Origin of the sequence: Shewanella sp. SM71, assembly GCF_025653905.1 — a bacterium.
GTDB classification, from domain to species: domain Bacteria; phylum Pseudomonadota; class Gammaproteobacteria; order Enterobacterales; family Shewanellaceae; genus Shewanella; species Shewanella oncorhynchi.
Window position 1 is genome coordinate 62,611 of sequence record NZ_JAKKRW010000022.1, and the last position, 21,999, is coordinate 84,609.

At 44.9% G+C, this 21,999-nt stretch carries 17 protein-coding genes; 16 read left to right on the forward strand and 1 reads right to left on the reverse strand.

The features are described 5' to 3' along the window. Positions 1-20 precede the first annotated feature (20 nt). The 5 genes from nusA to rpsO all read left to right on the forward strand — a co-directional run bounded on the left by nusA (position 21) and on the right by rpsO (position 6,087). Positions 21-1,520, forward strand: coding sequence for a transcription termination factor NusA (gene nusA, locus L5L97_RS18975; protein ID WP_028761452.1), 1,500 nt, complete (start codon positions 21-23; stop codon positions 1,518-1,520). Between the two features lie 25 nt (positions 1,521-1,545). After that, positions 1,546-4,188, forward strand: a complete 2,643-nt coding sequence (gene infB, locus L5L97_RS18980; RefSeq protein WP_105251699.1) for a translation initiation factor IF-2 — start codon at positions 1,546-1,548, stop codon at positions 4,186-4,188. Positions 4,189-4,245: 57 nt separating this feature from the next. Beyond that, positions 4,246-4,704, forward strand: coding sequence for a 30S ribosome-binding factor RbfA (rbfA, locus tag L5L97_RS18985; RefSeq protein ID WP_105251700.1), 459 nt, complete (start codon positions 4,246-4,248; stop codon positions 4,702-4,704). Continuing rightward, complete coding sequence (gene truB, locus L5L97_RS18990; protein ID WP_028761448.1) at positions 4,704-5,669, forward strand: tRNA pseudouridine(55) synthase TruB; 966 nt, start codon at positions 4,704-4,706, stop codon at positions 5,667-5,669. The genes rbfA and truB overlap by 1 nt, the downstream gene beginning before the upstream one ends. Positions 5,670-5,817: 148 nt before the next feature. Further along, positions 5,818-6,087, forward strand: a complete 270-nt coding sequence (rpsO, locus tag L5L97_RS18995) for a 30S ribosomal protein S15 (protein ID WP_028761447.1) — start codon at positions 5,818-5,820, stop codon at positions 6,085-6,087. A gap of 191 nt (positions 6,088-6,278) precedes the next feature. Here rpsO and L5L97_RS19000 read toward each other — a convergent pair whose 3' ends face one another. Further along, positions 6,279-8,333: a putative bifunctional diguanylate cyclase/phosphodiesterase gene (locus L5L97_RS19000; protein WP_105251701.1), complete on the reverse strand. Its 2,055-nt coding sequence runs from the start codon at positions 8,331-8,333 to the stop codon at positions 6,279-6,281. A 195-nt stretch (positions 8,334-8,528) separates the two neighbouring features. Between L5L97_RS19000 and pnp the strand changes: the two genes are divergently transcribed. The 11 genes from pnp (at position 8,529) to deoD (ending at position 21,860) form a co-directional block, all read left to right on the forward strand. Beyond that, entirely contained in the window at positions 8,529-10,628 is a 2,100-nt protein-coding gene (pnp, locus tag L5L97_RS19005; protein ID WP_105251702.1) for a polyribonucleotide nucleotidyltransferase, read from the forward strand. 192 nt (positions 10,629-10,820) lie between these two features. After that, positions 10,821-11,723 carry a lipoprotein NlpI gene (gene nlpI / locus L5L97_RS19010; protein ID WP_168822816.1) on the forward strand — a complete coding sequence of 301 codons (903 nt, stop codon included), beginning with the start codon at positions 10,821-10,823 and terminating at the stop codon, positions 11,721-11,723. 99 nt (positions 11,724-11,822) lie between these two features. After that, entirely contained in the window at positions 11,823-13,403 is a 1,581-nt protein-coding gene (gene prfC, locus L5L97_RS19015) for a peptide chain release factor 3 (protein WP_219234625.1), read from the forward strand. Positions 13,404-13,494: 91 nt separating this feature from the next. After that, positions 13,495-13,698: a hypothetical protein gene (locus tag L5L97_RS19020; RefSeq protein ID WP_168822819.1), complete on the forward strand. Its 204-nt coding sequence runs from the start codon at positions 13,495-13,497 to the stop codon at positions 13,696-13,698. A 10-nt stretch (positions 13,699-13,708) separates the two neighbouring features. Next, the gene (locus L5L97_RS19025; RefSeq protein ID WP_263183459.1) at positions 13,709-14,473 is read left to right on the forward strand and encodes a TatD family hydrolase; all 765 of its coding nucleotides are present in this window, start codon (positions 13,709-13,711) and stop codon (positions 14,471-14,473) included. Positions 14,474-14,649: 176 nt separating this feature from the next. Beyond that, positions 14,650-15,909 (forward strand): NupC/NupG family nucleoside CNT transporter, encoded by a 1,260-nt coding sequence (locus L5L97_RS19030; protein ID WP_263176274.1) that lies wholly within the window; start codon positions 14,650-14,652, stop codon positions 15,907-15,909. Between the two features lie 347 nt (positions 15,910-16,256). Continuing rightward, positions 16,257-17,126, forward strand: a complete 870-nt coding sequence (locus tag L5L97_RS19035; protein ID WP_263140120.1) for an outer membrane protein OmpK — start codon at positions 16,257-16,259, stop codon at positions 17,124-17,126. Positions 17,127-17,547: 421 nt separating this feature from the next. After that, positions 17,548-18,318, forward strand: coding sequence for a deoxyribose-phosphate aldolase (deoC, locus tag L5L97_RS19040; RefSeq protein WP_006086931.1), 771 nt, complete (start codon positions 17,548-17,550; stop codon positions 18,316-18,318). Positions 18,319-18,502: 184 nt separating this feature from the next. Continuing rightward, positions 18,503-19,834: a thymidine phosphorylase gene (gene deoA / locus L5L97_RS19045; protein ID WP_173243376.1), complete on the forward strand. Its 1,332-nt coding sequence runs from the start codon at positions 18,503-18,505 to the stop codon at positions 19,832-19,834. A 9-nt stretch (positions 19,835-19,843) separates the two neighbouring features. After that, complete coding sequence (locus L5L97_RS19050; RefSeq protein WP_219234629.1) at positions 19,844-21,058, forward strand: phosphopentomutase; 1,215 nt, start codon at positions 19,844-19,846, stop codon at positions 21,056-21,058. Positions 21,059-21,149: 91 nt separating this feature from the next. Then, the gene (gene deoD, locus L5L97_RS19055) at positions 21,150-21,860 is read left to right on the forward strand and encodes a purine-nucleoside phosphorylase (protein ID WP_113939310.1); all 711 of its coding nucleotides are present in this window, start codon (positions 21,150-21,152) and stop codon (positions 21,858-21,860) included. Positions 21,861-21,999 lie beyond the last annotated feature (139 nt).

Here is a 21,999-nt window from a genome sequence, read left to right on the forward strand (position 1 = left end):
GGTGAACGAGGCAAGACGAGATGAATAAAGAGATTCTGCTAGTCGCTGAGGCGGTTTCAAATGAAAAGGCCGTTCCACGCGAGAAAATTTTTGAAGCGCTAGAGATTGCTCTGGCCACAGCAACCAAGAAAAAGTACGAAGGTGATATTGACGTTCGTGTTGCTATCGACCGTAAAACCGGTGGTTATGATACTTTCCGTCGTTGGATGGTAGTTGATGATCACGGTGAAGCGTTAGAAAACCCTTATCGTGAAATCACGTTAGAAGCGGCACGTTACGAAAATCCGGACATCCAGCCTGGCGAGTTTATCGAAGACGATATCGAGTCAGTGGTGTTTGACCGTATTACCACTCAAACCGCTAAGCAAGTGATCGTACAGAAAGTACGTGAAGCTGAACGTGCGCAAGTGGTTGAGCAGTTCCAAGATCAAGAAGGTGAGTTAATCACTGGTGTGGTCAAAAAAGCGACTCGCGAGAGCGTAGTGGTTGACTTAGGTAATAACGCTGACGGCGTATTGTTCCGTGAAGACTTAATTTCACGCGAATCTTTCCGCCCTGGTGACCGTGTGCGTGCATTATTGTACTCAGTACGTCCAGAAGCTCGTGGTGCACAGTTATTCTTAAGCCGTACTAAGCCTGAAATGCTGATCGAGCTTTTCCGTGTTGAAGTGCCTGAAATCGCTGACGAACTGATTGAAATCATGGGCGCTGCTCGTGATCCAGGCGCTCGCGCTAAGATCGCCGTTAAGTCGAATGATCGCCGTATCGATCCTATCGGTGCGTGTGTGGGTATGCGTGGTGCGCGTGTACAAGCCGTTTCGAATGAACTGGGTGGCGAGCGTGTTGATATCGTGTTGTGGGATGATAATCCAGCACAATACGTGATCAATGCCATGGCGCCAGCCGATGTTGCCTCTATCATAGTCGACGAAGATAACCATTCTATGGATATCGCTGTTGAAGCCGATAGTTTGGCACAAGCCATTGGACGTAATGGCCAGAACGTACGTTTAGCAACACAACTGACTGGTTGGGTTCTGAACGTTATGACAGTGGAAGATATGAATAAGAAACATCAGGCAGAAAGTGCCAAGGTGGTTGATTTATTTGTTAACTCACTGGATGTCGATGAAGATTTTGCACAAGTACTGGCAGATGAGGGCTTTACGTCGCTCGAAGAAGTTGCCTATGTGCCTGTGTCTGAACTATTGGCGATTGACGGTTTTGACGAAGATCTCGTCGAAGCTTTACGTGAACGTGCAAAAGCGGCGATCTCAACTCGAGCTCTCGCTACTGAAGAAGCACTGGATGGTGTGGAGCCAAGTGAAGAGTTGCTAGCACTTGAAGGTGTTGAAAGACACTTAGCCTATGTTTTCGCTAGCAAAGGTATTGTGACTCTAGAAGACTTGGCTGAACAAGGCATTGATGATTTGATCGAAATTGAAGAATTGACAGAAGAAAAAGCAGGTGAGCTCATCATGGCAGCCCGCAATATCTGTTGGTTTGGCGAAGAAGCATAAGTCGATCAACAGGGGGATTTAACTGATGGCAGATACTACCGTAGAGAAATTGGCCACGGAAGTGGGTAAAAGTGTTGAACGTCTGATTGAGCAATTCTCTCAGGCTGGAATTAAGAAAGGCCAAGCTGATAAAGTGACTGAAGCTGAAAAGCAGCAGTTACTGGATTATCTGAAAAAGCAGCACGGTGGCGAAAATGCGCCAACGAAAATGACGCTGCAGCGTAAAACCGTATCGACCCTAAGTGTGGCCGGTAATGGTGGTCAATCTAAAGATGTTAAAGTTGAAGTTCGTAAAACACGAACTTTCGTTAAGCGTGATGCTAATGAGGCTACTCTGAAGGCTGAAGAAGAAGCGAAAGCCGAAGCAGAAGCTTTGGCAAAAGCAAAGGCCGAAGCAGAAGCTGCTGCGGCAGCAAAAGTGAAAGCTGAAGCAGATGCTAAGGCAAAAGTGGAAGCAGAAGCTAAGGCGAAAGCTAAAGCAGCAGCCGAAGTGAAAGTGGTTAAAGATATGTCACCAGAAGCAGAAGCGGCTCGTCTAGAAGCTGAACGTTTGAAAGCGGCGCAAGAAGCGGCAACCAAACGTAAGCAAGACGAAGAAGCGGCTAAAGCGGCAGAAACTGCTCGCTTACTCGCTGAAGAACATTCTAAGCGCTGGGCCGAAGAAGAGCGCCAACGTTTAGAAGCCGAGAAAAACGGTGATCATCACATCACGACATCTAAAGTAGCTCGTGCTGCTGAAGATACTTCTGATCTGGATGAAGAAAAACGCGGACGTCGTGCTCGTAACAAGAGCAACGCGAAAAAACGTGGCGGCAAAGATGCCCGTGACGGCCGTGAAAAGCACATGCGTAACCGCAGTACTGCACCTGAGTCTATGGCGCATGGCTTCAATAAGCCAGTGGCAGCAGTGAGCCGTGATGTGCGTATCGGTGAAACTGTTACTGTTTCTGAACTTGCGCATTTAATGGCAGTGAAAGCGACTGAAATCATCAAACAGATGATGAAAATGGGTTCTATGGTCACGATCAACCAAGTGTTAGATCAAGAGACTGCCCAGCTAGTTGCTGAAGAAATGGGTCACAAAGTTGTGCTTATCCGTGAAAACGAACTTGAGCACCAAGTGCTACAAGACCGTGATGATGAAGATGGCATCAAGCTAGAATCTCGTGCACCAGTTGTGACTATCATGGGTCACGTTGACCACGGTAAGACTTCGTTACTCGACTACATTCGCCGCGCTAAAGTGGCTGCTGGCGAAGCCGGTGGTATTACTCAGCATATCGGTGCATACCATGTTGAAACTGAAAATGGCATGATCACTTTCCTTGATACTCCTGGTCACGCCGCGTTTACCGCAATGCGTGCCCGTGGTGCCAAGGCAACGGATATTGTTGTGCTAGTTGTTGCTGCCGATGACGGTGTAATGCCGCAAACAATCGAAGCTATTCAACATGCTAAAGCTGGTAACGTGCCATTAATCGTGGCTGTGAACAAGATGGATAAACCGGAAGCGGATATCGATCGCGTTAAGAGCGAATTGTCACAACACGGTGTTATGTCTGAAGATTGGGGTGGAGACAACATGTTTGCCTTCGTTTCAGCTAAGACAGGTGAAGGTGTTGACGAACTGTTAGAAGGTATCTTACTGCAAGCTGAAGTTCTCGAACTGAAAGCGGTACGTGATGGTATGGCTGCCGGTGTGGTCATTGAATCACAATTGGACAAAGGTCGCGGCCCTGTGGCTACGATTCTGGTTCAAGAAGGTACGCTGCGCCAAGGTGATATCGTTCTGTGTGGTCTTGAGTACGGTAAAATTCGTGCAATGAAAGACGAAAACGGTCGTTCAATCACTGAAGCGGGTCCATCTATTCCTGTTGAAATTCTAGGTCTGTCAGGCGTTCCGTCTGCAGGTGATGAAGCAACAGTCGTTCGTGACGAACGTAAAGCTCGCGAAGTTGCCCTGTATCGTCAAGGTAAGTTCCGTGATGTGAAACTGGCACGTCAGCAAAAATCTAAGCTAGAAAACATGTTTGCGAACATGACAGACGGCGAAGTGAAAGAACTGAACATCGTTCTTAAAGCAGACGTACAAGGTTCACTCGAAGCGATTACTGATTCGTTAACAGGTTTGTCTACCGACGAAGTGAAAGTGAACATCATCGCTCGCGGTGTGGGTGCACTGACTGAAACGGATGCAACCTTAGCGGCAGCCTCTAACGCTATCATGGTTGGCTTTAACGTACGTGCCGATGCACAAGCCCGTAAGACTATCGAAAGTGAAAGTGTTGATTTACGTTACTACAGCGTTATCTATAATTTGATTGATGAAGTGCGTGCAGCGATGACAGGTATGCTGTCTCCTGTGTTCAAACAACAAATTATCGGTCTGGCTGAAGTTCGTGATGTGTTCAAGTCACCTAAGCTGGGTGCAATTGCTGGCTGTATGGTGACCGAAGGTACCATCAAGCGTAGCGCGCCAATTCGCGTACTACGTGATAACGTTGTTATCTACGAAGGTGAACTCGAATCGCTACGTCGCTTTAAAGACGACGTTGCTGAAGTTCGCAATGGTATGGAATGTGGTATTGGCGTTAAGAACTACAACGATGTTCGCGTAGGCGACCAAATCGAAGTATTCGAAACCGTCGAGATTGCTCGTACTCTGTAACGATATTAAGGGCGGCTTTAGCCGCCCTTATCAATTTAAGCTATGGTAAGAAATATTATGGCAAAAGAATTCAGTCGTACTCGTCGAATCGCTCAGCAGCTTCAGCAAGAACTTGCTCAAGTGCTACAGCGCGACATGAAAGATCCTCGTATTGGCTTTGTGACTGTGAATGACGTCGACGTCTCTCGCGATCTCAGCTATGCCAAAGTGTTTGTGACTTTTTTCGAAGAAGACAAAGCTGTCGTTCAAGAAAAGCTAAACGCTTTGATCAGCGCAGCTCCTTATATCCGCACTTTAGTGGCGGGTCGTATGAAGCTGCGTGTCATGCCTGAACTGCGTTTTATCTACGATAGCTCGCTAGTTGAAGGTATGCGCATGTCTAACTTAGTTAGCCAAGTGATCAACCAAGACAAAGCGAAGCAACAGCAATTTGGCAGCGAAGACGCATCGGTTGAAGATGAAGTCTTAGGTGATGATATTGCTGATGACGCAGATGAAACGGAAGGTAAAGATTAATGGCTCGTCGTCCAAAAGGTCGTTTTATCGATGGGATAGTGCTGCTGGATAAATCCACTGGCATGAGTTCTAACTTTGCATTGCAAAGGGTAAAGCGCTTTTTTAATGCGAATAAAGCTGGGCATACGGGCGCACTCGATCCGTTAGCGACAGGTATGTTACCTGTATGCTTAGGCGAAGGGACTAAGTTTTCTCAGCATCTATTGGATGCCGATAAACGCTATTTAGTCACTGCAAAGCTTGGCGAACGGACAGATACCAGTGATTCCGATGGTGAAGTGGTGCAAACCCGCGCCATTGATTTTACCGAGGCGCAGTTATTAACCGCGCTTGATTTCTTCCGTGGTGAAACTCAGCAAGTGCCTTCTATGTATTCCGCGCTGAAATATCAGGGTCAGCCCCTGTATAAATATGCCCGTGAAGGCATAGAAGTGCCGCGTGAATCTCGCCCTATTACGGTATTTGAGCTAAATTTCATCGGTCTTGAAGGCGATGAGCTGACCTTAGACATTCATTGTTCTAAGGGCACTTATATTCGCACTATCATAGACGATCTCGGTGAGATGCTCGGTTGTGGCGCCCATGTGATTATGCTGCGCCGCACCCAAGTTGCGCAGTATCCCTATGCCAGAATGGTCACTTTAGAACAACTTGAAGCGCTAGTTGCTCAAGCACATGAACAACAGATAGATCCGAGCGTATTACTCGACCCTCTGTTATTGCCTATGGACACGGCCGTGGCCGATTTCCCAGAGGTGAATGTGCCGGATGCGATAGCTCCTTACTTAATGCAAGGTCAAGCGGTTCGTGTACCGGTTAATGCAGAATTGAAAACCGATGAGTTGGTACGTATCACTTTAGGTGATATTCGCCGGTTTGTGGGGATTGGCACAATGAACGAAGATGGCTTATTAGCGCCGAAACGACTCATTGTTATCCATGACGAACCTGCAGAAACGCATTAGCCCGCTATCCATCGACAAATGATTAAATTAGTTGATGCATTAGTCCCTGCCTTTTATTGCGCTAGGGTGGGTTTATGGGTAAAATAGCGCGCCCTCTGGCTGAGTTAGTGATCGGCTAGAGATTCATATTATTTATTTGGAGATATACATGTCACTAAGTCCTGAAGCAAAAGCAAAAATTTTGGCTGATTTTGGCCGTTGTGAAAACGACACTGGTTCAACTGAAGTTCAAGTTGCTTTGTTAACTGCGCAAATCAACCATTTGCAAGATCACTTCAAAGAGCACATTCATGATCACCACTCACGTCGTGGTCTGTTACGTATGGTTAGCTCACGTCGTAAGTTAACTGCTTACCTGAAACGTACTGATTTAGCACGTTACACTGCTCTGATCCAAAAGTTAGGTCTACGTCGTTAATTTCGCGTCGACTAACGTGAAAAAGGAGGCTTAGCCTCCTTTTTTATTGCCTAAAATTTAACAGAATATTTATTGTGCAAACGAGAGATATACAGGAGTTACAGCCAAAATCAGTCTAATGTTTAGGTCTGTTACGCTGAGCTTGATGTGATTAAGCATCGAATCGAAACTTAAGTGCCAATGTAAGTATCCTAAGCCCCACGTAAACCATCAAGACTGCTTATTGTTGCTGTTTGTGTTGCTATATACAGCGCTTCAAATTCTGCTTGGGGTAGAGGCTGACTAAAATAGAAACCTTGGCCGACTTGGCACTGATTTTCTTTCAACCAATCCAATTGCTGCTCGTTTTCAATGCCTTCGGCCACAATGGTCAAATTAAGCTGCTTTCCCAACATTAAAATGGTTGATGCAATTGCGCTATCCCCTGGTAGATCGGAAACGAAACAACGATCGATTTTCATGGTAGTGATAGGCAAATGGCGCAGGTAAGAGAGTGAAGAATACCCTGTGCCAAAGTCATCGACTGCAATACCAAATCCGGCTGATTTCAATTGTTCAAGCTTAGCGATAGCGAGTTCAATGTCGTTCATCAACGAGGTTTCAGTGATTTCAATTTCCAGCAACTCAGGTTGGATTTGATAGCGTAATGCCATCTGTTTGATATCGGGAACTAAACTGGCATCGGCAAATTGCTGTGAGGCAACATTAATCGCAATTGGGATGGCATAGTTATATTTTTTCTGCCATTCCCTAAGGACTTTACAGCTTTGCTCTATCACCCAACGACCTATAGGAATGATGATACCGGTCTCTTCCGCGACGGGAATAAAGGAAATGGGGCTGATGAGTCGTCCGTCTTTTTGCCAACGGATCAAGGCTTCACAGGCGATGACTTTGCCCGTTTGCAGATCAAGTTTCGGTTGGAAATACAGTAAAAATTCATTGTTTTTTAACGCATCATGTAAAGATGCTTCAGTGCGTAAACGAACTGCTGCTCGCTCAGTCATCTGTTGTTTGAAGAAGGCCCATTGATTCGAGCCTGCAGCTTTCGCGCTGTACATGGCAATGTCAGCGTGACGGATCAAATCTTCAGCGCTGTTACCGTCTTCGGGATAAATAGAAATCCCAATCGATGCAGCTGGATGAATTGCATGTTCATTTAATTGAATCGGGACATTGAGCTGGATCAGTAGCTTATCTACAAAATCTGCCGCTTGGTCTGGGGTGTGAACCGTATCGGCCAGAATAACGAATTCATCGCCACCTAAGCGGGAAACTGTGCCTTTATCACCAACGAATCGTTCGAGAATTCGGGCGATACGAGCGAGGAATTGATCGCCTAATGCGTGGCCAAGGGAATCGTTGATATTCTTAAAACGGTCTAAGTCGATAAACATCAATGCAAAGCTGCGTTTGTGTACTCGCGAGCGTTGGATAGTGACTGCAATGGTTTCAAGCAATAGTGTGCGGTTCGGTAAGCCTGTTAGCGGATCTCGGGTCGCCATTTTGCGCAGTTTGGATTGGGTTTGGCTAAATTGGATAAGAATTTGGTTGAATTTCGAGGTCACTAGGCCGAGTTCATCATCCTTGTGTGCGTTGGACATAGGTAAGAGATTTTCGTCCGGAGAGTCGGGTTCGATCTTATCGATGGCCTCACTGATGCGTGCGATAGGCTGAGTCAGGAAGCGATGGAATACCACGGAAAGCACTAAGGTGAGTAAGAGTGCACGAGCGAGAGTGGCAAAAAAACTAAATCTTAACTGCGAGAAGAGGGTGTTTGTTAGTTCTTGGGTATCGTAGAAAACCGTTAATGTACCAATGAGTTGCTGTTGTTGGGTACCTTCAAAATAAAAAGGCCTATACAAAGGACGAGAAATTTCTTTGAGATCATCAAATAATTTATTACTTAAACTGATAAAAGTCTGTGAGTTATTCTGCTTATTATTACTGACAGAAACAAACATTGAGCCATCGTCCAGCTCAATCACCGCCGAGCCAACATGTTCGACTTTGATGGCACCCTCTAAAGTTTGACGGGCTAAATTATCATCTAATGCCCATACGGCATTTGCTGCAGGTTGTTCAACTGAATCAAGGAGTTCTTGCTGAGTGGTCGTGAGTTGTTGTTTGGTTGATACGACGACTAAAGCGATTTCAACAATAAAAATGGCAATGGCAAAAAATAGGGCAGTAAATACGACTAGGTTAGTTTGTTTCCACGTCAGTGACTTAAAACGGCCTGTCATCGGGCGCATCCTTCATGATAATTATTCACCATCGGCGAGATTTTCCGTATCAATATAAACCGCAACTCTTTGTTGATTTAACCACTTTAGTGAAAAGTTACGTATTTGTCATCATTATCTGCTCTTTATCTATTGATCCGAATTGCAGTATACTTACGCGCGTAATTCAAGGTCATTAATTAAGGAATGGGTCACGTGAATCCTATTGTAAAGAGTTTTGAGTATGGTCAACATACAGTCACCCTGGAAACAGGTGTTATAGCGCGTCAAGCTGATGCAGCCGTTTTAGCGAGTATGGGTGACACGACAGTGTTAGTCACTGTTGTCGGTAAAAAAGATGCAGATGCAGGCCGTGACTTTTTCCCTCTGACTGTTAACTATCAAGAAAAAACCTACGCAGCGGGTAAAATTCCTGGTGGTTTTTTTAAGCGTGAAGGCCGTCCTTCAGAAGATGAGACATTAATCGCTCGTCTGATCGACCGTCCAATTCGCCCTCTTTTCCCTAATGGTTTCAAAAACGAAGTTCAAGTTATCATTACCGTAGTATCTGTCGATCCACAAATCGAGCCAGATATCATCTCCATGATCGGTACTTCTGCGGCACTGGCTATTTCTGGTATTCCATTCAGCGGTCCTTTAGGTGCTGCACGTGTGGGTTACATTGATGGCGAATACGTGTTGAACCCAAGTGTTGCACAACTTGCAACCAGTCAACTGAACTTAGTGGTTGCTGGTACTGCCGGTGCAGTATTAATGGTGGAATCAGAAGCCCAAGCATTACCAGAAGAAGTGATGTTAGGTTCTGTAGTTTACGGTCACGATCAACAACAAGTGGTTATCAAGGCGATTGCTGAATTTAAAGCAGAAGCCGGTAAACCAACTTGGGATTGGACTGCACCAACGCAAGATGCCGATTTAGTCGCCCAAATCAAAGAGCTTGCTGAAGCTGGTTTAGGTGATGCGTATAAAATCCAAGTTAAACAAGATCGTTATGCTCAAGTTTCTGTTGTTAAAGCAGCAGCAAAAGAAGCCTTGTTAGCGAGCAATCCAAGCGTTGATTTACGTGAAGTTGACAACTTACTGGGTAGCTTAGAGAAGAAAGTGGTTCGTGGTCGTATCATCCGTGGCGAGCCACGTATTGATGGTCGTGAACCCGACATGATCCGTGCCTTAAGTGTGTTAGCGGGCGTATTGCCACGTACTCACGGTAGCGCATTGTTCACTCGTGGCGAAACTCAAGCGTTGGTAACTTGTACTTTAGGTACTGAACGTGATGCACAGAAGATCGACAGCATCATGGGCGAGCGCACTAACCGTTTTATGCTGCACTATAACTTCCCTCCATACTCTGTTGGTGAAACAGGCATGGTGGGATCACCTAAGCGCCGCGAAATCGGTCATGGTAAGTTAGCTTGGCGCGGTATTAACGCTGTTATGCCTTCAGCGGCTGAATTCCCATACAGCGTACGCGTTGTATCTGAAATCACTGAATCTAACGGTTCAAGCTCTATGGCGTCAGTATGTGGTACTTCTCTCGCGTTGATGGATGCCGGTGTACCTATCAAGACTTCTGTAGCGGGTATCGCTATGGGTCTAGTGAAAGAAGGCGATGATTTCGTTGTTCTTTCTGACATCTTAGGTGATGAAGATCATTTAGGTGACATGGACTTTAAAGTTGCTGGTACGCGTGATGGTATTACTGCACTGCAGATGGATATCAAGATCGAAGGTATCACTAAAGAAATCATGGATATCGCACTGCAACAAGCCTATGGTGCACGTGTACATATTCTAAACGTGATGGATCAAGCGATTGGTTCACACCGTGATGATATTTCTGATCACGCTCCACGTATCACAGTTATCAAGATCAACCCAGAAAAAATCCGTGACGTTATCGGTAAAGGTGGCGCAGTTATCCGTGCTCTGACCGAAGAAACGGGCACTACGATTGAACTGGAAGATGATGGTACTGTGAAGATCGCTTCTTCAAACGGCGAAGCAACTAAAGAAGCTATCCGTCGTATCGAAGAAATCACTTCAGAAGTTGAAGTGGGTCGTATCTACAATGGTAAGGTTATCCGTATCGTTGATTTCGGCGCGTTCGTGAACATTCTGCCGGGCAAAGACGGTTTAGTACACATTTCACAAATCAGTGATGAACGTGTTGCTAACGTGTCTGATCACCTTGAGCTGAACCAAGAAGTTGCCGTTAAGGTGATGGAAGTGGATCGTCAAGGCCGCGTACGTCTGTCAATTAAAGAAGCACAAACGAAAGAAGCTGCTGCTGAATAATGAGTCTTTGACTTATTTATAGGCACACACTTTTTAAGTGATTGCATCAAAAGGAGATCAAATGATCTCCTTTTTTGTTTTAGCATTAAGAAAGTCAGTATTAATCTTAATTCCCTAATAGCGGTCCTGTGGTGGGATTGCTATCATGAAGATTCTTCTGCGTATGTTGGGAATCTAAAAAGGTAGAAATGGATGAGTCTTAAAATTAGAACCGCTGTCGTTGCTGTGCTGGCGAGTGCCAGTCTGTTGTTAGCCGGATGCGCAACCACCCAGTCTCCTTTAGATAACCATAATGATGTTGAAGGTAAATTGGTTGTCGCGCCAGTTATGCCTGATTATAAAGTCGAAGTGACACTGGCAAAACTCAACGAGATTTTGGCTACGGTCGAACTGACGAATGAACAGAGAGCCAGATTTCATTACGATCGTGGTGTGATTTACGACAGTGTGGGCTTAAGACTGCTCGCACGGATTGATTTTATGCAAGCGTTAAAACTTCAGCCTGATCTTGCTGATGCCTATAATTTCCTTGGAATTTATTACACCCAAGAAGGTGAATACGACAGCGCCTATGAAGCCTTCGATGGCGTATTAGAGTTAGCACCTAATTATGATTATGCCTATTTGAATCGCGGTATTGCTTTGTACTATGGCGACCGTATTGATTTAGCGACTAAAGATATGCAGGCGTTTTATGCAGGCGATAATAAAGACGGTTATCGGGCATTATGGTTGTATTTGATTGATTTGAAAGCTGACTCCGTTGAAGCTAAAAAACAGTTAGCGCAGCATCGTCAGAATTTAGAAAATGATGCTTGGGCGACCGTTATCGTCGATTATTATTTAGGTAAAAAAAGCCGTGACGAGGTGTTTTCTGCGGCTAAAGTAGGCTTAACTTATCCGAAAGAATATGCTGAACGTTTATGCGAAGCTTATTTTTACCTTGCAAAAATGGCGATAGAAACTAAGCAATATCAAGATGCTGCAAACTATTTTCGCTTAGCATTGGCAACCAATATCTATGATTTTGTCGAACATAGATATGCGCGTATTGAACTCGCCAAAGTCAAAGGTTTGCTCGAAGCCACAAAATAACCTCTCTCAGCCCGAGTTCATCTCGGGCTTTGCCTAGCCAAGCTCGAACTGAGGCGCTATAATTTGCGCCTTTTTAGCGATACAAGTGCATAGGTTAACATGTCAGGCAATAAAGTAGAGGTCGATAAACGTCGCACCTTCGCGATCATATCGCACCCCGACGCGGGTAAAACAACCATTACCGAAAAAGTGCTGTTATTCGGAAACGCTTTGCAGAAAGCGGGTACGGTTAAAGGCAAAAAATCGGGTCAGCATGCTAAATCTGACTGGATGGAAATGGAGAAAGACCGTGGTATTTCTATTACTACGTCTGTCATGCAATTTCCCTATGGTGGCGCCCTTGTTAACTTACTCGATACGCCTGGTCACGAAGACTTCTCTGAAGATACTTATCGTACTCTGACGGCCGTTGACTCATGTTTGATGGTGATCGACTCTGCTAAGGGTGTTGAAGACCGTACTATCAAGTTGATGGAAGTGACACGTCTGCGTGATACGCCGATTGTGACCTTTATGAATAAACTCGACCGCGATATCCGTGATCCTATTGATCTAATGGATGAAGTCGAAAGCGTGCTGAATATTGCCTGTGCACCTATTACTTGGCCTATTGGCAGCGGTAAAGAATTTAAAGGTATTTACCACATACTGCGTGATGAAGTGGTGTTGTATCAAGGCGGTATGGGACACACGATCCAAGAGCGTCGCGTAATTAAAGGCATTAATAATCCTGATCTTGAGAAAGCGATTGGCAGTTATGCCGCTGATTTGCGCAATGAGATGGAATTAGTGCGCGGCGCGTCGCATGAATTTGACCATTCAGCTTTCTTGAAAGGCGAGTTGACCCCAGTATTTTTTGGTACTGCTTTGGGTAACTTTGGTGTGGACCATATTCTTGACGGCATCGTCGAGTGGGCACCTAAGCCATTACCGCGCGAAAGCGATACACGCGTTATCATGCCTGATGAAGAAAAATTCACCGGTTTCGTGTTCAAGATCCAAGCAAACATGGATCCAAAACACCGTGACCGTGTTGCCTTTATGCGTGTCTGTTCAGGTCGTTACGAGCAGGGCATGAAAATGCACCATGTGCGTATTGGTAAAGATGTTAACGTTAGCGATGCATTGACCTTTATGGCGGGCGATCGTGAGCGTGCTGAAGAAGCTTATCCCGGCGATATCATCGGCTTACATAACCATGGCACTATCCGTATTGGCGATACGTTTACCCAAGGTGAAAAATTCCGTTTCACTGGCGTACCTAACTTCGCCCCTGAAATGTTCCGCCGTATTCGTCTGCGTGATCCGCTTAAACAGAAACAGCTCTTAAAAGGCTTAGTACAGTTATCTGAAGAAGGTGCTGTACAAGTATTCCGCCCAATTGATACTAACGATTTGATTGTTGGCGCTGTGGGTGTACTGCAGTTTGAAGTGGTTGTTGGTCGTCTGAAGAGTGAATATAACGTCGAAGCTATTTACGAAGGTATTAGCGTGTCTACCGCTCGCTGGGTTTATTGTAAGGATGAGCGTAAGCTTGAAGAGTTCCGCCGTAAGTGTAGCCAAAACTTGGCTCTCGATGGTGGCGATAACTTAACCTATATAGCACCAACTATGGTTAACCTTAATCTTTCGATGGAAAGATATCCTGATATTGAGTTTGCGAAAACCCGCGAACACTAATAGGGTTCGGTCTAGAATAGTTGTTGAAATGGCGGTGAATTCACCGCCATTTTTGTATCTAATGAAAACTAAAAATCGGTTCTGGATGTGAATGATGGCGAATTGGATCACAAAAACATGGCAGGCTTATATTCATTGGTGCGACCGAATGGGGCTGACACCTGAAAATCGTCGCTGTTGCATGCCGCGCCTTGAAGATCCTCCATTAGCGGTAAAATGCGTCAAAGCTTTGGTGGTTGACGAAACGGTATCGCCACCTGAACCTCATTCAATTGGTAAATCGACCGCAGAGTGAGGCATTTACTGTGATTGATACCCACGCCCATTTGGATTTTGCCGAGTTTGATGTTGACCGCGACGATGTGGTGTTGCGAATGCACAGTGTTGGCGTAGATAATCTGATTATTCCCGGTGTGTCGCCGCAGCACTGGCACAAACAGCTCGCCGTTGCCGAACAATACCAAACTTATTTTGCCCTCGGTATTCATCCTTGGTTTTGTCCAGAGGATGTTGATGCTGGGATCTTAGCATTAACATCTCAAGTTTCGGCGTTACTAGAATGTCCTCGCTTTGTTGCTATTGGTGAATGTGGCTTAGATAAGCTCTATTCCTCAACGTGGCCTCAGCAGCTCGCATTTTTTGAGGCACAATTAGCTTTAGCTAAGTCCGTTAATCTGCCAGTTATTATTCATAGCGTAAAAGCACATTCAGAGGTTTTAGGGTGTTTGAAAAAGCATCAATTGCCTAGAGGCGGTGTGATACATGCTTTTTCTGGCAGTACTGAAATTGCACAGGAATATATCAAATTAGGTTTTAAGCTGGGAATTGGTGGTTTGATTATGAACCCTAATGCCAAAAAATTGCTCAAAACTGTCAGCGAATTACCACTTCAGCACTTCATACTTGAGACTGACTCTCCTGCAATGACGCCGATAAATGTTACTGAAAAACGTAACCAGCCCGCTAACCTTGTTCTTTTTATAGACAAAATTGCCAATTTGCAAAAAAAATCAAGTGTTCTAATATCAGAACACTTGGTGTCGAATGTAATGCAACTGTTTGACCTTTAGCTGTTTTTAAATAAACAGGTGTAGGTCGCACTAGCATTCTGCACTAAGCGATTGAAATTAAACTCCAAAAATATGATCAAAACGACGATTTTCGACTTTGCCTCGGGTATAATCTGACTCGGAAATAGGTTGATTAACAACATAATTAAAAAGTGTTAACAATAGGGTGATGGTTAATGGATATATTAATGAGTTTAGTAGGGGTGGTCACCCTACTTGCGATGGGTTTCCTCCTATCAAATAACAAAAAAGCAATTAATTTACGTACAGTGGGTGGCGCGTTAGCTATCCAAGCTGCCTTCGGTGGTTTTGTACTGTATGTTCCAGTTGGTAAAGACATTCTGAAAGGGATGTCTGATGCGGTTTCTAGCGTTATTGGTTACGCACAAAACGGTATTGGTTTCCTGTTTGGTGATTTAGCTAACTTCAAACTTGGCTTTATCTTCGCAGTTAACGTGTTACCCGTTATTGTGTTCTTCTCTTCTCTGATTGCGGTTCTATATTACTTAGGCGTTATGCAGTGGATCATCCGTATCATCGGTGGTGGTTTACAAAAAGCATTGGGCACAAGCCGTACTGAATCTATGTCAGCAACTGCTAACATCTTCGTTGGTCAAACTGAAGCCCCATTAGTGGTTCGCCCATTCATCCCAACTATGACGCAGTCTGAACTGTTTGCGATCATGGTGGGTGGTTTGGCATCAATCGCGGGTTCAGTATTGGCTGGTTACGCGCAGATGGGTGTACCTATCGAATACTTAGTTGCCGCGTCATTCATGGCAGCACCAGGTGGTCTATTAATGGCTAAACTGATGCACCCTGAAACTGAAGCTGTTAAAAATGACATGAGCGATTTGCCAGAAGATCCTGACAAACCAGCTAACGTGCTAGACGCAGCTGCTGCAGGTGCTTCATCTGGTATGCATTTAGCCTTAAACGTAGGCGCTATGTTGTTAGCCTTCGTTGGTTTGATCGCTATGGTCAACGGCATTATTGGTGGTGTGGGTGGTTGGTTTGGCGTTGAAGGTTTAACACTTGAACTGATCCTTGGCTATGTGTTCATGCCTTTAGCCTTCCTTATCGGCGTACCTTGGAATGAAGCTTTAGTGGCTGGTTCTTTCATTGGTCAAAAGATCATTGTTAACGAATTCGTTGCTTATTTGAACTTTGCTCCATACTTAAAAGATATTGCTGATGGCGGTATGGTAGTTGCTGAAACTGGTTTAGCTATGACAGACAGAACAAAGGCGATTATTTCGTTTGCTCTGTGTGGTTTCGCTAACTTGTCTTCAATCGCGATTTTGCTTGGTGGTTTAGGTGCTATGGCTCCTAACCGTCGTCATGATTTAGCTACAATGGGTATTCGTGCGGTTATCGCCGGCTCTTTAGCTAACTTAATGAGCGCAACACTTGCTGGTTTGTTCTTAGCTATCTAAGTAACTACAGCAGGGGGAAACCCCACTAACTGGGTCCTGACCATGCGGGGCAGGGCCTAAGTTAATTCAACCATTTTCCAGTAGTGATTCCTGTAGTGAATAGTTTCTCCAATTGAAAGACACAGAATGCAACTGAAGTGTAGCTGTCATTCTGTCTTAAATGTCGTGAATCTACGGTTACGTTAATTAATCGTAATGCAGAAGTCGCGACTTTGTTCACAATTAAGAATTTTGTGTTTGTGATTTTACGCTAGATTATTGAGATTTTTTTTAATCTAGGTAGAATGCGAACGCCACAAAAAGAACGCTACCCTCGATGGTAGCAAACAAGATAAATGGGGTTGATGATGAAAAACGTTAAAACTTTAGCTTTAGCCGCTACTGCAGTAGCAGCAATCTCTGGCAATGCATTTGCCGCTGATCGTACAGACCTTCACGGTTCTGATTACAAGTGGATGCAGTTCAACGCTATGTACTCTATCGGTGAAAAGCCAGAGAACCCAGCGGCTGGCGATCAACACAACTACTTAGAAATGGAATTCGGCGGTCGTTCTGGTGTATTCGATCTATACGGTTATGTTGACGTATTCAACTTGGCAAACGAAACATCAAGCAATGGTGACAAGAATCCAGGTACAGGTAAAAGTAAGCTGTTTATGAAGTTTGCTCCACGTGTATCTATTGATGCGCTGACTGGTAAAGACTTGTCTTTTGGACCAATCCAAGAAGTTTACTTCTCTACTCTGTTCAACTGGGATGGATTAGTTAACGATGGTGATGGTTCTGGCGTTAACTCTACATTTTGGGGTGTCGGTGCTGATGTAAACGTGCCTTGGTTAGGCAAAACAGGCATGAACCTGTACGGTTACTATGACATGAACGCTAAAGAGTGGAATGGATATCAGTTCTCTGCTAATTGGTTCAAACCTTTCTACTTCTTCGATAACAAAAGCTTCCTGTCATTCCAAGGTTACATCGATTATCAATTTGGTGCTGACGAAGCATATTGGCCTGCTGTTGAGAATGGTCCTTTAGTTAAGGGCAAATCAACTAACGGCGGTAACGTATTCTTCGGTCTATACTGGCATTCAGATCGTTATGCTCTGGGTTATGGCTTGAAAGGCTTCAAAGATGTTTACTTGCTAACTGATGATGGTGCTACTGGCCTAGAATCAACAGGTTGGTCACACTACCTGTCAGCAACTTACAAGTTCTAATCTCTTGTAATTATTGCTTGTTGGAGCCGCATTATGCGGCTCCATCTTTAGTTTTACCATGAGTCTTTATCTAAGCCTATTAGGCTAACAAGTGGGTTTATATAAAGGTTTGTGTTTTTCTCGCGCTAAAATGGATTTTTCGCGGAAAAGTAGGAGCAAGATTTTATTCGTATCCTCTCTTCCGGTCTTCAAGGATTCAAGTCGTGGTCACTTATAAGTTATTTTAAGTGTCAGGATGCCTATTGCTCTTTATGACTTAGGCAAGATTGAATACCTACAACAAGGTAGTTTGTACAAGCAAATTACTCGGCACCGCCTGAAGGCCCGGCCATATAAAAATAATCAAAATAATGCCACCTCTCAAGCGTTGCTTTTATGCGACTGATTTCTATTCATTTAATTTTTATTTTGGAGAGCTATTATGACTGATTTAAAAAAAGCAGCACAACGCGCCATTGAGTTAATGGACTTAACGACTTTGAATGATGACGACACAGATCAAAAAGTGATCGACCTGTGCCACAAAGCGAAAACGGCTGCGGGCAATACTGCCGCTATCTGCATTTACCCACGTTTCATCCCGATTGCACGCAAGACGTTAGATGAAATCGGTGCTGAAGATATCCAAATCGCCACTGTGACTAACTTTCCCCATGGCAATGATGACATTGCCATTGCTGTGCTAGAAACTCGCGCCGCTGTTGCCTATGGTGCTGACGAAGTTGACGTGGTATTTCCATACCGCGCACTGATGGAAGGCAATGAAACAATTGGTTTTGAATTAGTTAAAGCCTGTAAAGAAGCCTGTGGTGAAGTCTTGTTAAAAGTTATCATCGAATCTGGCGTGTTAGCTGATCCTGCGCTTATCCGCCGTGCATCTGAGCTTTCAATCGATGCAGGTGCTGACTTTATCAAAACCTCTACTGGTAAAGTGCCTGTAAACGCCACACTTGAAGCGGCTGAAATTATGTTAACTGTGATCAGCGAGAAGAATACCCAAGTAGGCTTCAAGCCTGCCGGTGGTGTGCGTGATGCTGCACAAGCAGCTGAATTCCTCGGTGTTGCTGAGCGTATTTTAGGTGCTGATTGGGTTTCACCACGTACCTTTAGATTTGGTGCTTCAAGTTTACTAAACAGTTTGTTACACACACTAGAATTAGCTGATGCGCCTAAGCCGACTCAAGGCTATTAATTGCAAACTATCGCTGATTAATACTATCAGCGTATAGCGAGCCTAATTAAGTGTGACCTAAATCTATTTGGCAAACTCAAAACTTCGATAGTATGAACTTGTAATATTGCTACAGTTTTGATGTTTCATTGCAAAGATAAGCACTAGCGACAGGGTTGTTAGTGTCTATCTTGGAGGCAGTATCATGTTTCTAGCTCAAGAGATTATTCGTAAAAAACGTAATGGTTTAGCGCTAAGTTCCGCAGAAATACAGTTTTTTGTTCAAGGTATCACTACTAACGCAGTGTCCGAAGGCCAGATTGCCGCATTAGGCATGGCTGTGTACTTTAATGACATGAACATGGATGAAAGAATCGCTTTAACAACAGCGATGCGTGATTCTGGCACTGTACTTAATTGGCAGTCATTGGGACTCAATGGCCCTGTTATCGACAAACACAGCACTGGCGGTGTGGGTGATGTGATTAGCCTTATGCTTGGCCCTATGGCTGCGGCTTGTGGTGGTTATGTGCCTATGATTTCTGGGCGTGGCCTAGGTCATACGGGCGGCACGCTCGATAAGTTTGATGCCATTCCGGGTTATCAAACTGAGCCATCAAGTGAATTGTTCCGTAAAGTGGTTAAAGAAGTCGGTGTGGCGATTATTGGCCAAACAGGCGATCTCGTTCCTGCCGACAAACGTTTCTATTCTATCCGCGATAATACCGCCACCGTTGAATCTATTTCCCTCATCACAGCGTCGATTCTGTCTAAGAAATTAGCCTGTAATTTAGATGCGCTAGCGATGGATGTGAAAGTCGGTAGCGGCGCCTTTATGCCAACCTATGAGGCATCGGAAGAATTAGCTCGCAGTATTGCAGCTGTTGCTAATGGCGCGGGCACTAAAACGACAGCTTTGCTTACCGATATGAATCAAGTGCTTGCATCTTGTGCCGGTAACGCGGTTGAAGTGAAAGAAGCCATCGACTTTTTAACGGGTGCTTACCGTAATCCGCGTTTATATGAAGTCACTATGGGTCTTTGCGCTGAGATGTTGCTTCTGGGCGGTCTTGCAAGCAATGAAGCCGACGCTCGCGCTAAACTGAATCGTGTGCTCGATAATGGTCGCGCTGCAGAACTCTTTGGCAAGATGGTGTCGGGTCTTGGTGGCCCAGTTGATTTTGTTGAAAACTACAGTAAATACCTACCGCAATCACAAATTATTCGTCCAGTTTTTGCCGATATGCAAGGTTATGCCTATAGCATGGATACCCGTGAATTAGGTTTAGCGGTTGTGACCTTAGGTGGCGGCCGCCGTAAGCCCGGTGATGCACTAGACTATAGTGTTGGCTTAACCCAAGTGTGTGCCCTAGGCGATAAAGTGGATTCATCTACGCCGATTGCCGTTATCCATGCACAGTCTGAAGCCGCCTTCGCGGAAGCTGAACTTGCGGTGAAAAAAGCGATTCACATTGGTGAAACCGCACCAGAAAAAACACCTGAGATCTATGCCTATATTCGTGCATCGGATCTTTAAGGAAGAATTATGAAACGTACCATTATTATGATGTTGGACTCCTTTGGAGTCGGTGCTTCTGCTGATGCAGCAAGCTTTGGTGATGTCGGTTCCGATACCTTTGGTCATATTGCTAAAGCATGCGCCGAAGGCAAAGCCGATATTGGCCGTGAAGGCCCGCTGAAATTACCTAACTTAGCGCGCTTAGGTTTAGGCCATGCAGCGATGGAAAGTACTGGTGCCTTTGCACCCGGTTTTGGCGATAATGTTGAGCTGATTGGTGCTTATGGTCATGCACAAGAGTTAAGTTCGGGTAAAGATACGCCGAGCGGTCACTGGGAGATGGCGGGCGTGCCCGTACTATTCGAGTGGGGTTATTTCAGCGAGCACCAAAATTCTTTCCCTAAAGAACTGACGGATAAGATCTTAGCCCGTGCAGGTCTGGATGGATTCTTAGGTAATTGCCATGCCTCAGGTACAACCATTTTAGAAGAGTTAGGCGAAGAGCACATGCGCTCTGGCAAGCCTATTTTCTACACCTCTGCTGATTCAGTATTCCAAATCGCTTGTCATGAAGAAACCTTCGGTTTAGAAAATCTCTATCGTCTTTGCGAAATAACCCGTGAAGAGTTAGAGCCTTACAACATAGGTCGCGTCATTGCCCGTCCATTTGATGGTACTGGTCCAAGTGATTTTGCCCGTACCGGCAATCGTAAGGATTATTCGCTCGCGCCACCTGCAAAAACTGTACTCGATAAGCTGAAAGAGGCTGGCGGTGAAGTTGTGAGTGTAGGCAAGATTGCCGACATTTATGCTTACTGTGGTATCACTAAAAAAGTGAAGGCGAACGGCTTAGAAGCACTTTTCGATGCGACCTTAGCCGAAGTGAAATCTGCGGGTGATAACACTATAGTGTTTACTAACTTCGTTGATTTCGACTCTCACTACGGTCATCGCCGTGATGTTGCTGGTTACGCCAAAGGGCTGGAATATTTTGATGCCCGTTTGCCTGAAATGCTCGCATTATTAGGTGAAGACGATCTGCTGATTTTAACGGCGGATCACGGTTGCGATCCAACATGGCAAGGCACGGATCATACCCGTGAATATGTGCCAGTATTAGCCTTTGGCGCTGGATTGAAAGCGGGATCGCTGGGTCGTCGTAATAGCTTTGCCGATATCGGCCAATCTATTGCGAGCCACTTTAAGCTTGAACCTATGGCCTATGGCGAATCGTTCCTTTAGGCAAATTAGCATTTATTTCGATTTGGCGGCTGACATTTGCCGCCAGTAAACAAAGACTTAAGTCTTAATAAAATAAACAGGGGTTATTTCGATGGCAACACCACACATTAATGCTGTAGAGGGCGCATTCGCTGAGACAATGCTGTTTCCAGGCGATCCATTACGTGCAAAATATATTGCTGAAACATTCTTAGAAAATGTTGAGCAAGTGACTGATGTTCGAAACATGCTAGGTTTTACTGGTACTTACAAAGGTAAGCGTATTTCAGTAATGGGTTCTGGCATGGGTATTCCTTCATGCTCTATCTATGCAACTGAATTAATTCGTGATTACGGCGTTAAGAACCTGATCCGTGTGGGTACTTGTGGTGCGATCAGCACTGACGTTAAAGTACGTGACGTGATCATCGGTATGGGTGCATGTACTGACTCAGCGGTTAACCGTTTACGTTTTAAAGGCCAAGATTTTGCCGCTATCGCTAACTATGAGCTGATGAATGCGGTTATCGAATCTGCGAAAGCTCGCGGGACTAAAGTTCGCGTAGGTAACATTTTCTCTGCGGACCTGTTCTACACTCCTGACCCACAAATGTTTGACGTGATGGAGAAAATGGGCGTGTTAGGCGTTGAAATGGAAGCGGCTGGCCTGTACGGTGTTGCCCATGAGTTTGGTGCGCGTGCCCTGTGCGTTGTGACTGTATCTGATCATATCCGCACCGGTGAAAAGACTTCTGCAGAAGAACGTCAAACCACATTCAATGATATGATCATCATGACATTAGAAGCGGCGATTACACTGTAACTGTTACGCTGTAAGAGTGTGCTACTGAAAAAAGGGTTCGCAATGCGAACCCTTTTTTTATGCTAATTTTTAGCGACTGTTCTATTCGACTTTGTTATTAATGGTTTGGTTATTAGAAATTGCTTGTTTATGGCTTATC

Coding starts and splice junctions, on each gene's coding strand:
- nusA (WP_028761452.1), top strand. CDS start 21: ATGAATAAAGAGATTCTGCTAGTCGCTGAGGCGGTTTCAAATGAAAAG.
- infB (WP_105251699.1), top strand. CDS start 1,546: ATGGCAGATACTACCGTAGAGAAATTGGCCACGGAAGTGGGTAAAAGT.
- rbfA (WP_105251700.1), top strand. CDS start 4,246: ATGGCAAAAGAATTCAGTCGTACTCGTCGAATCGCTCAGCAGCTTCAG.
- truB (WP_028761448.1), top strand. CDS start 4,704: ATGGCTCGTCGTCCAAAAGGTCGTTTTATCGATGGGATAGTGCTGCTG.
- rpsO (WP_028761447.1), top strand. CDS start 5,818: ATGTCACTAAGTCCTGAAGCAAAAGCAAAAATTTTGGCTGATTTTGGC.
- L5L97_RS19000 (WP_105251701.1), bottom strand. CDS start 8,333: ATGACAGGCCGTTTTAAGTCACTGACGTGGAAACAAACTAACCTAGTC.
- nlpI (WP_168822816.1), top strand. CDS start 10,821: ATGAGTCTTAAAATTAGAACCGCTGTCGTTGCTGTGCTGGCGAGTGCC.
- prfC (WP_219234625.1), top strand. CDS start 11,823: ATGTCAGGCAATAAAGTAGAGGTCGATAAACGTCGCACCTTCGCGATC.
- L5L97_RS19020 (WP_168822819.1), top strand. CDS start 13,495: ATGATGGCGAATTGGATCACAAAAACATGGCAGGCTTATATTCATTGG.
- L5L97_RS19030 (WP_263176274.1), top strand. CDS start 14,650: ATGGATATATTAATGAGTTTAGTAGGGGTGGTCACCCTACTTGCGATG.
- L5L97_RS19035 (WP_263140120.1), top strand. CDS start 16,257: ATGAAAAACGTTAAAACTTTAGCTTTAGCCGCTACTGCAGTAGCAGCA.
- deoC (WP_006086931.1), top strand. CDS start 17,548: ATGACTGATTTAAAAAAAGCAGCACAACGCGCCATTGAGTTAATGGAC.
- deoA (WP_173243376.1), top strand. CDS start 18,503: ATGTTTCTAGCTCAAGAGATTATTCGTAAAAAACGTAATGGTTTAGCG.
- L5L97_RS19050 (WP_219234629.1), top strand. CDS start 19,844: ATGAAACGTACCATTATTATGATGTTGGACTCCTTTGGAGTCGGTGCT.
- deoD (WP_113939310.1), top strand. CDS start 21,150: ATGGCAACACCACACATTAATGCTGTAGAGGGCGCATTCGCTGAGACA.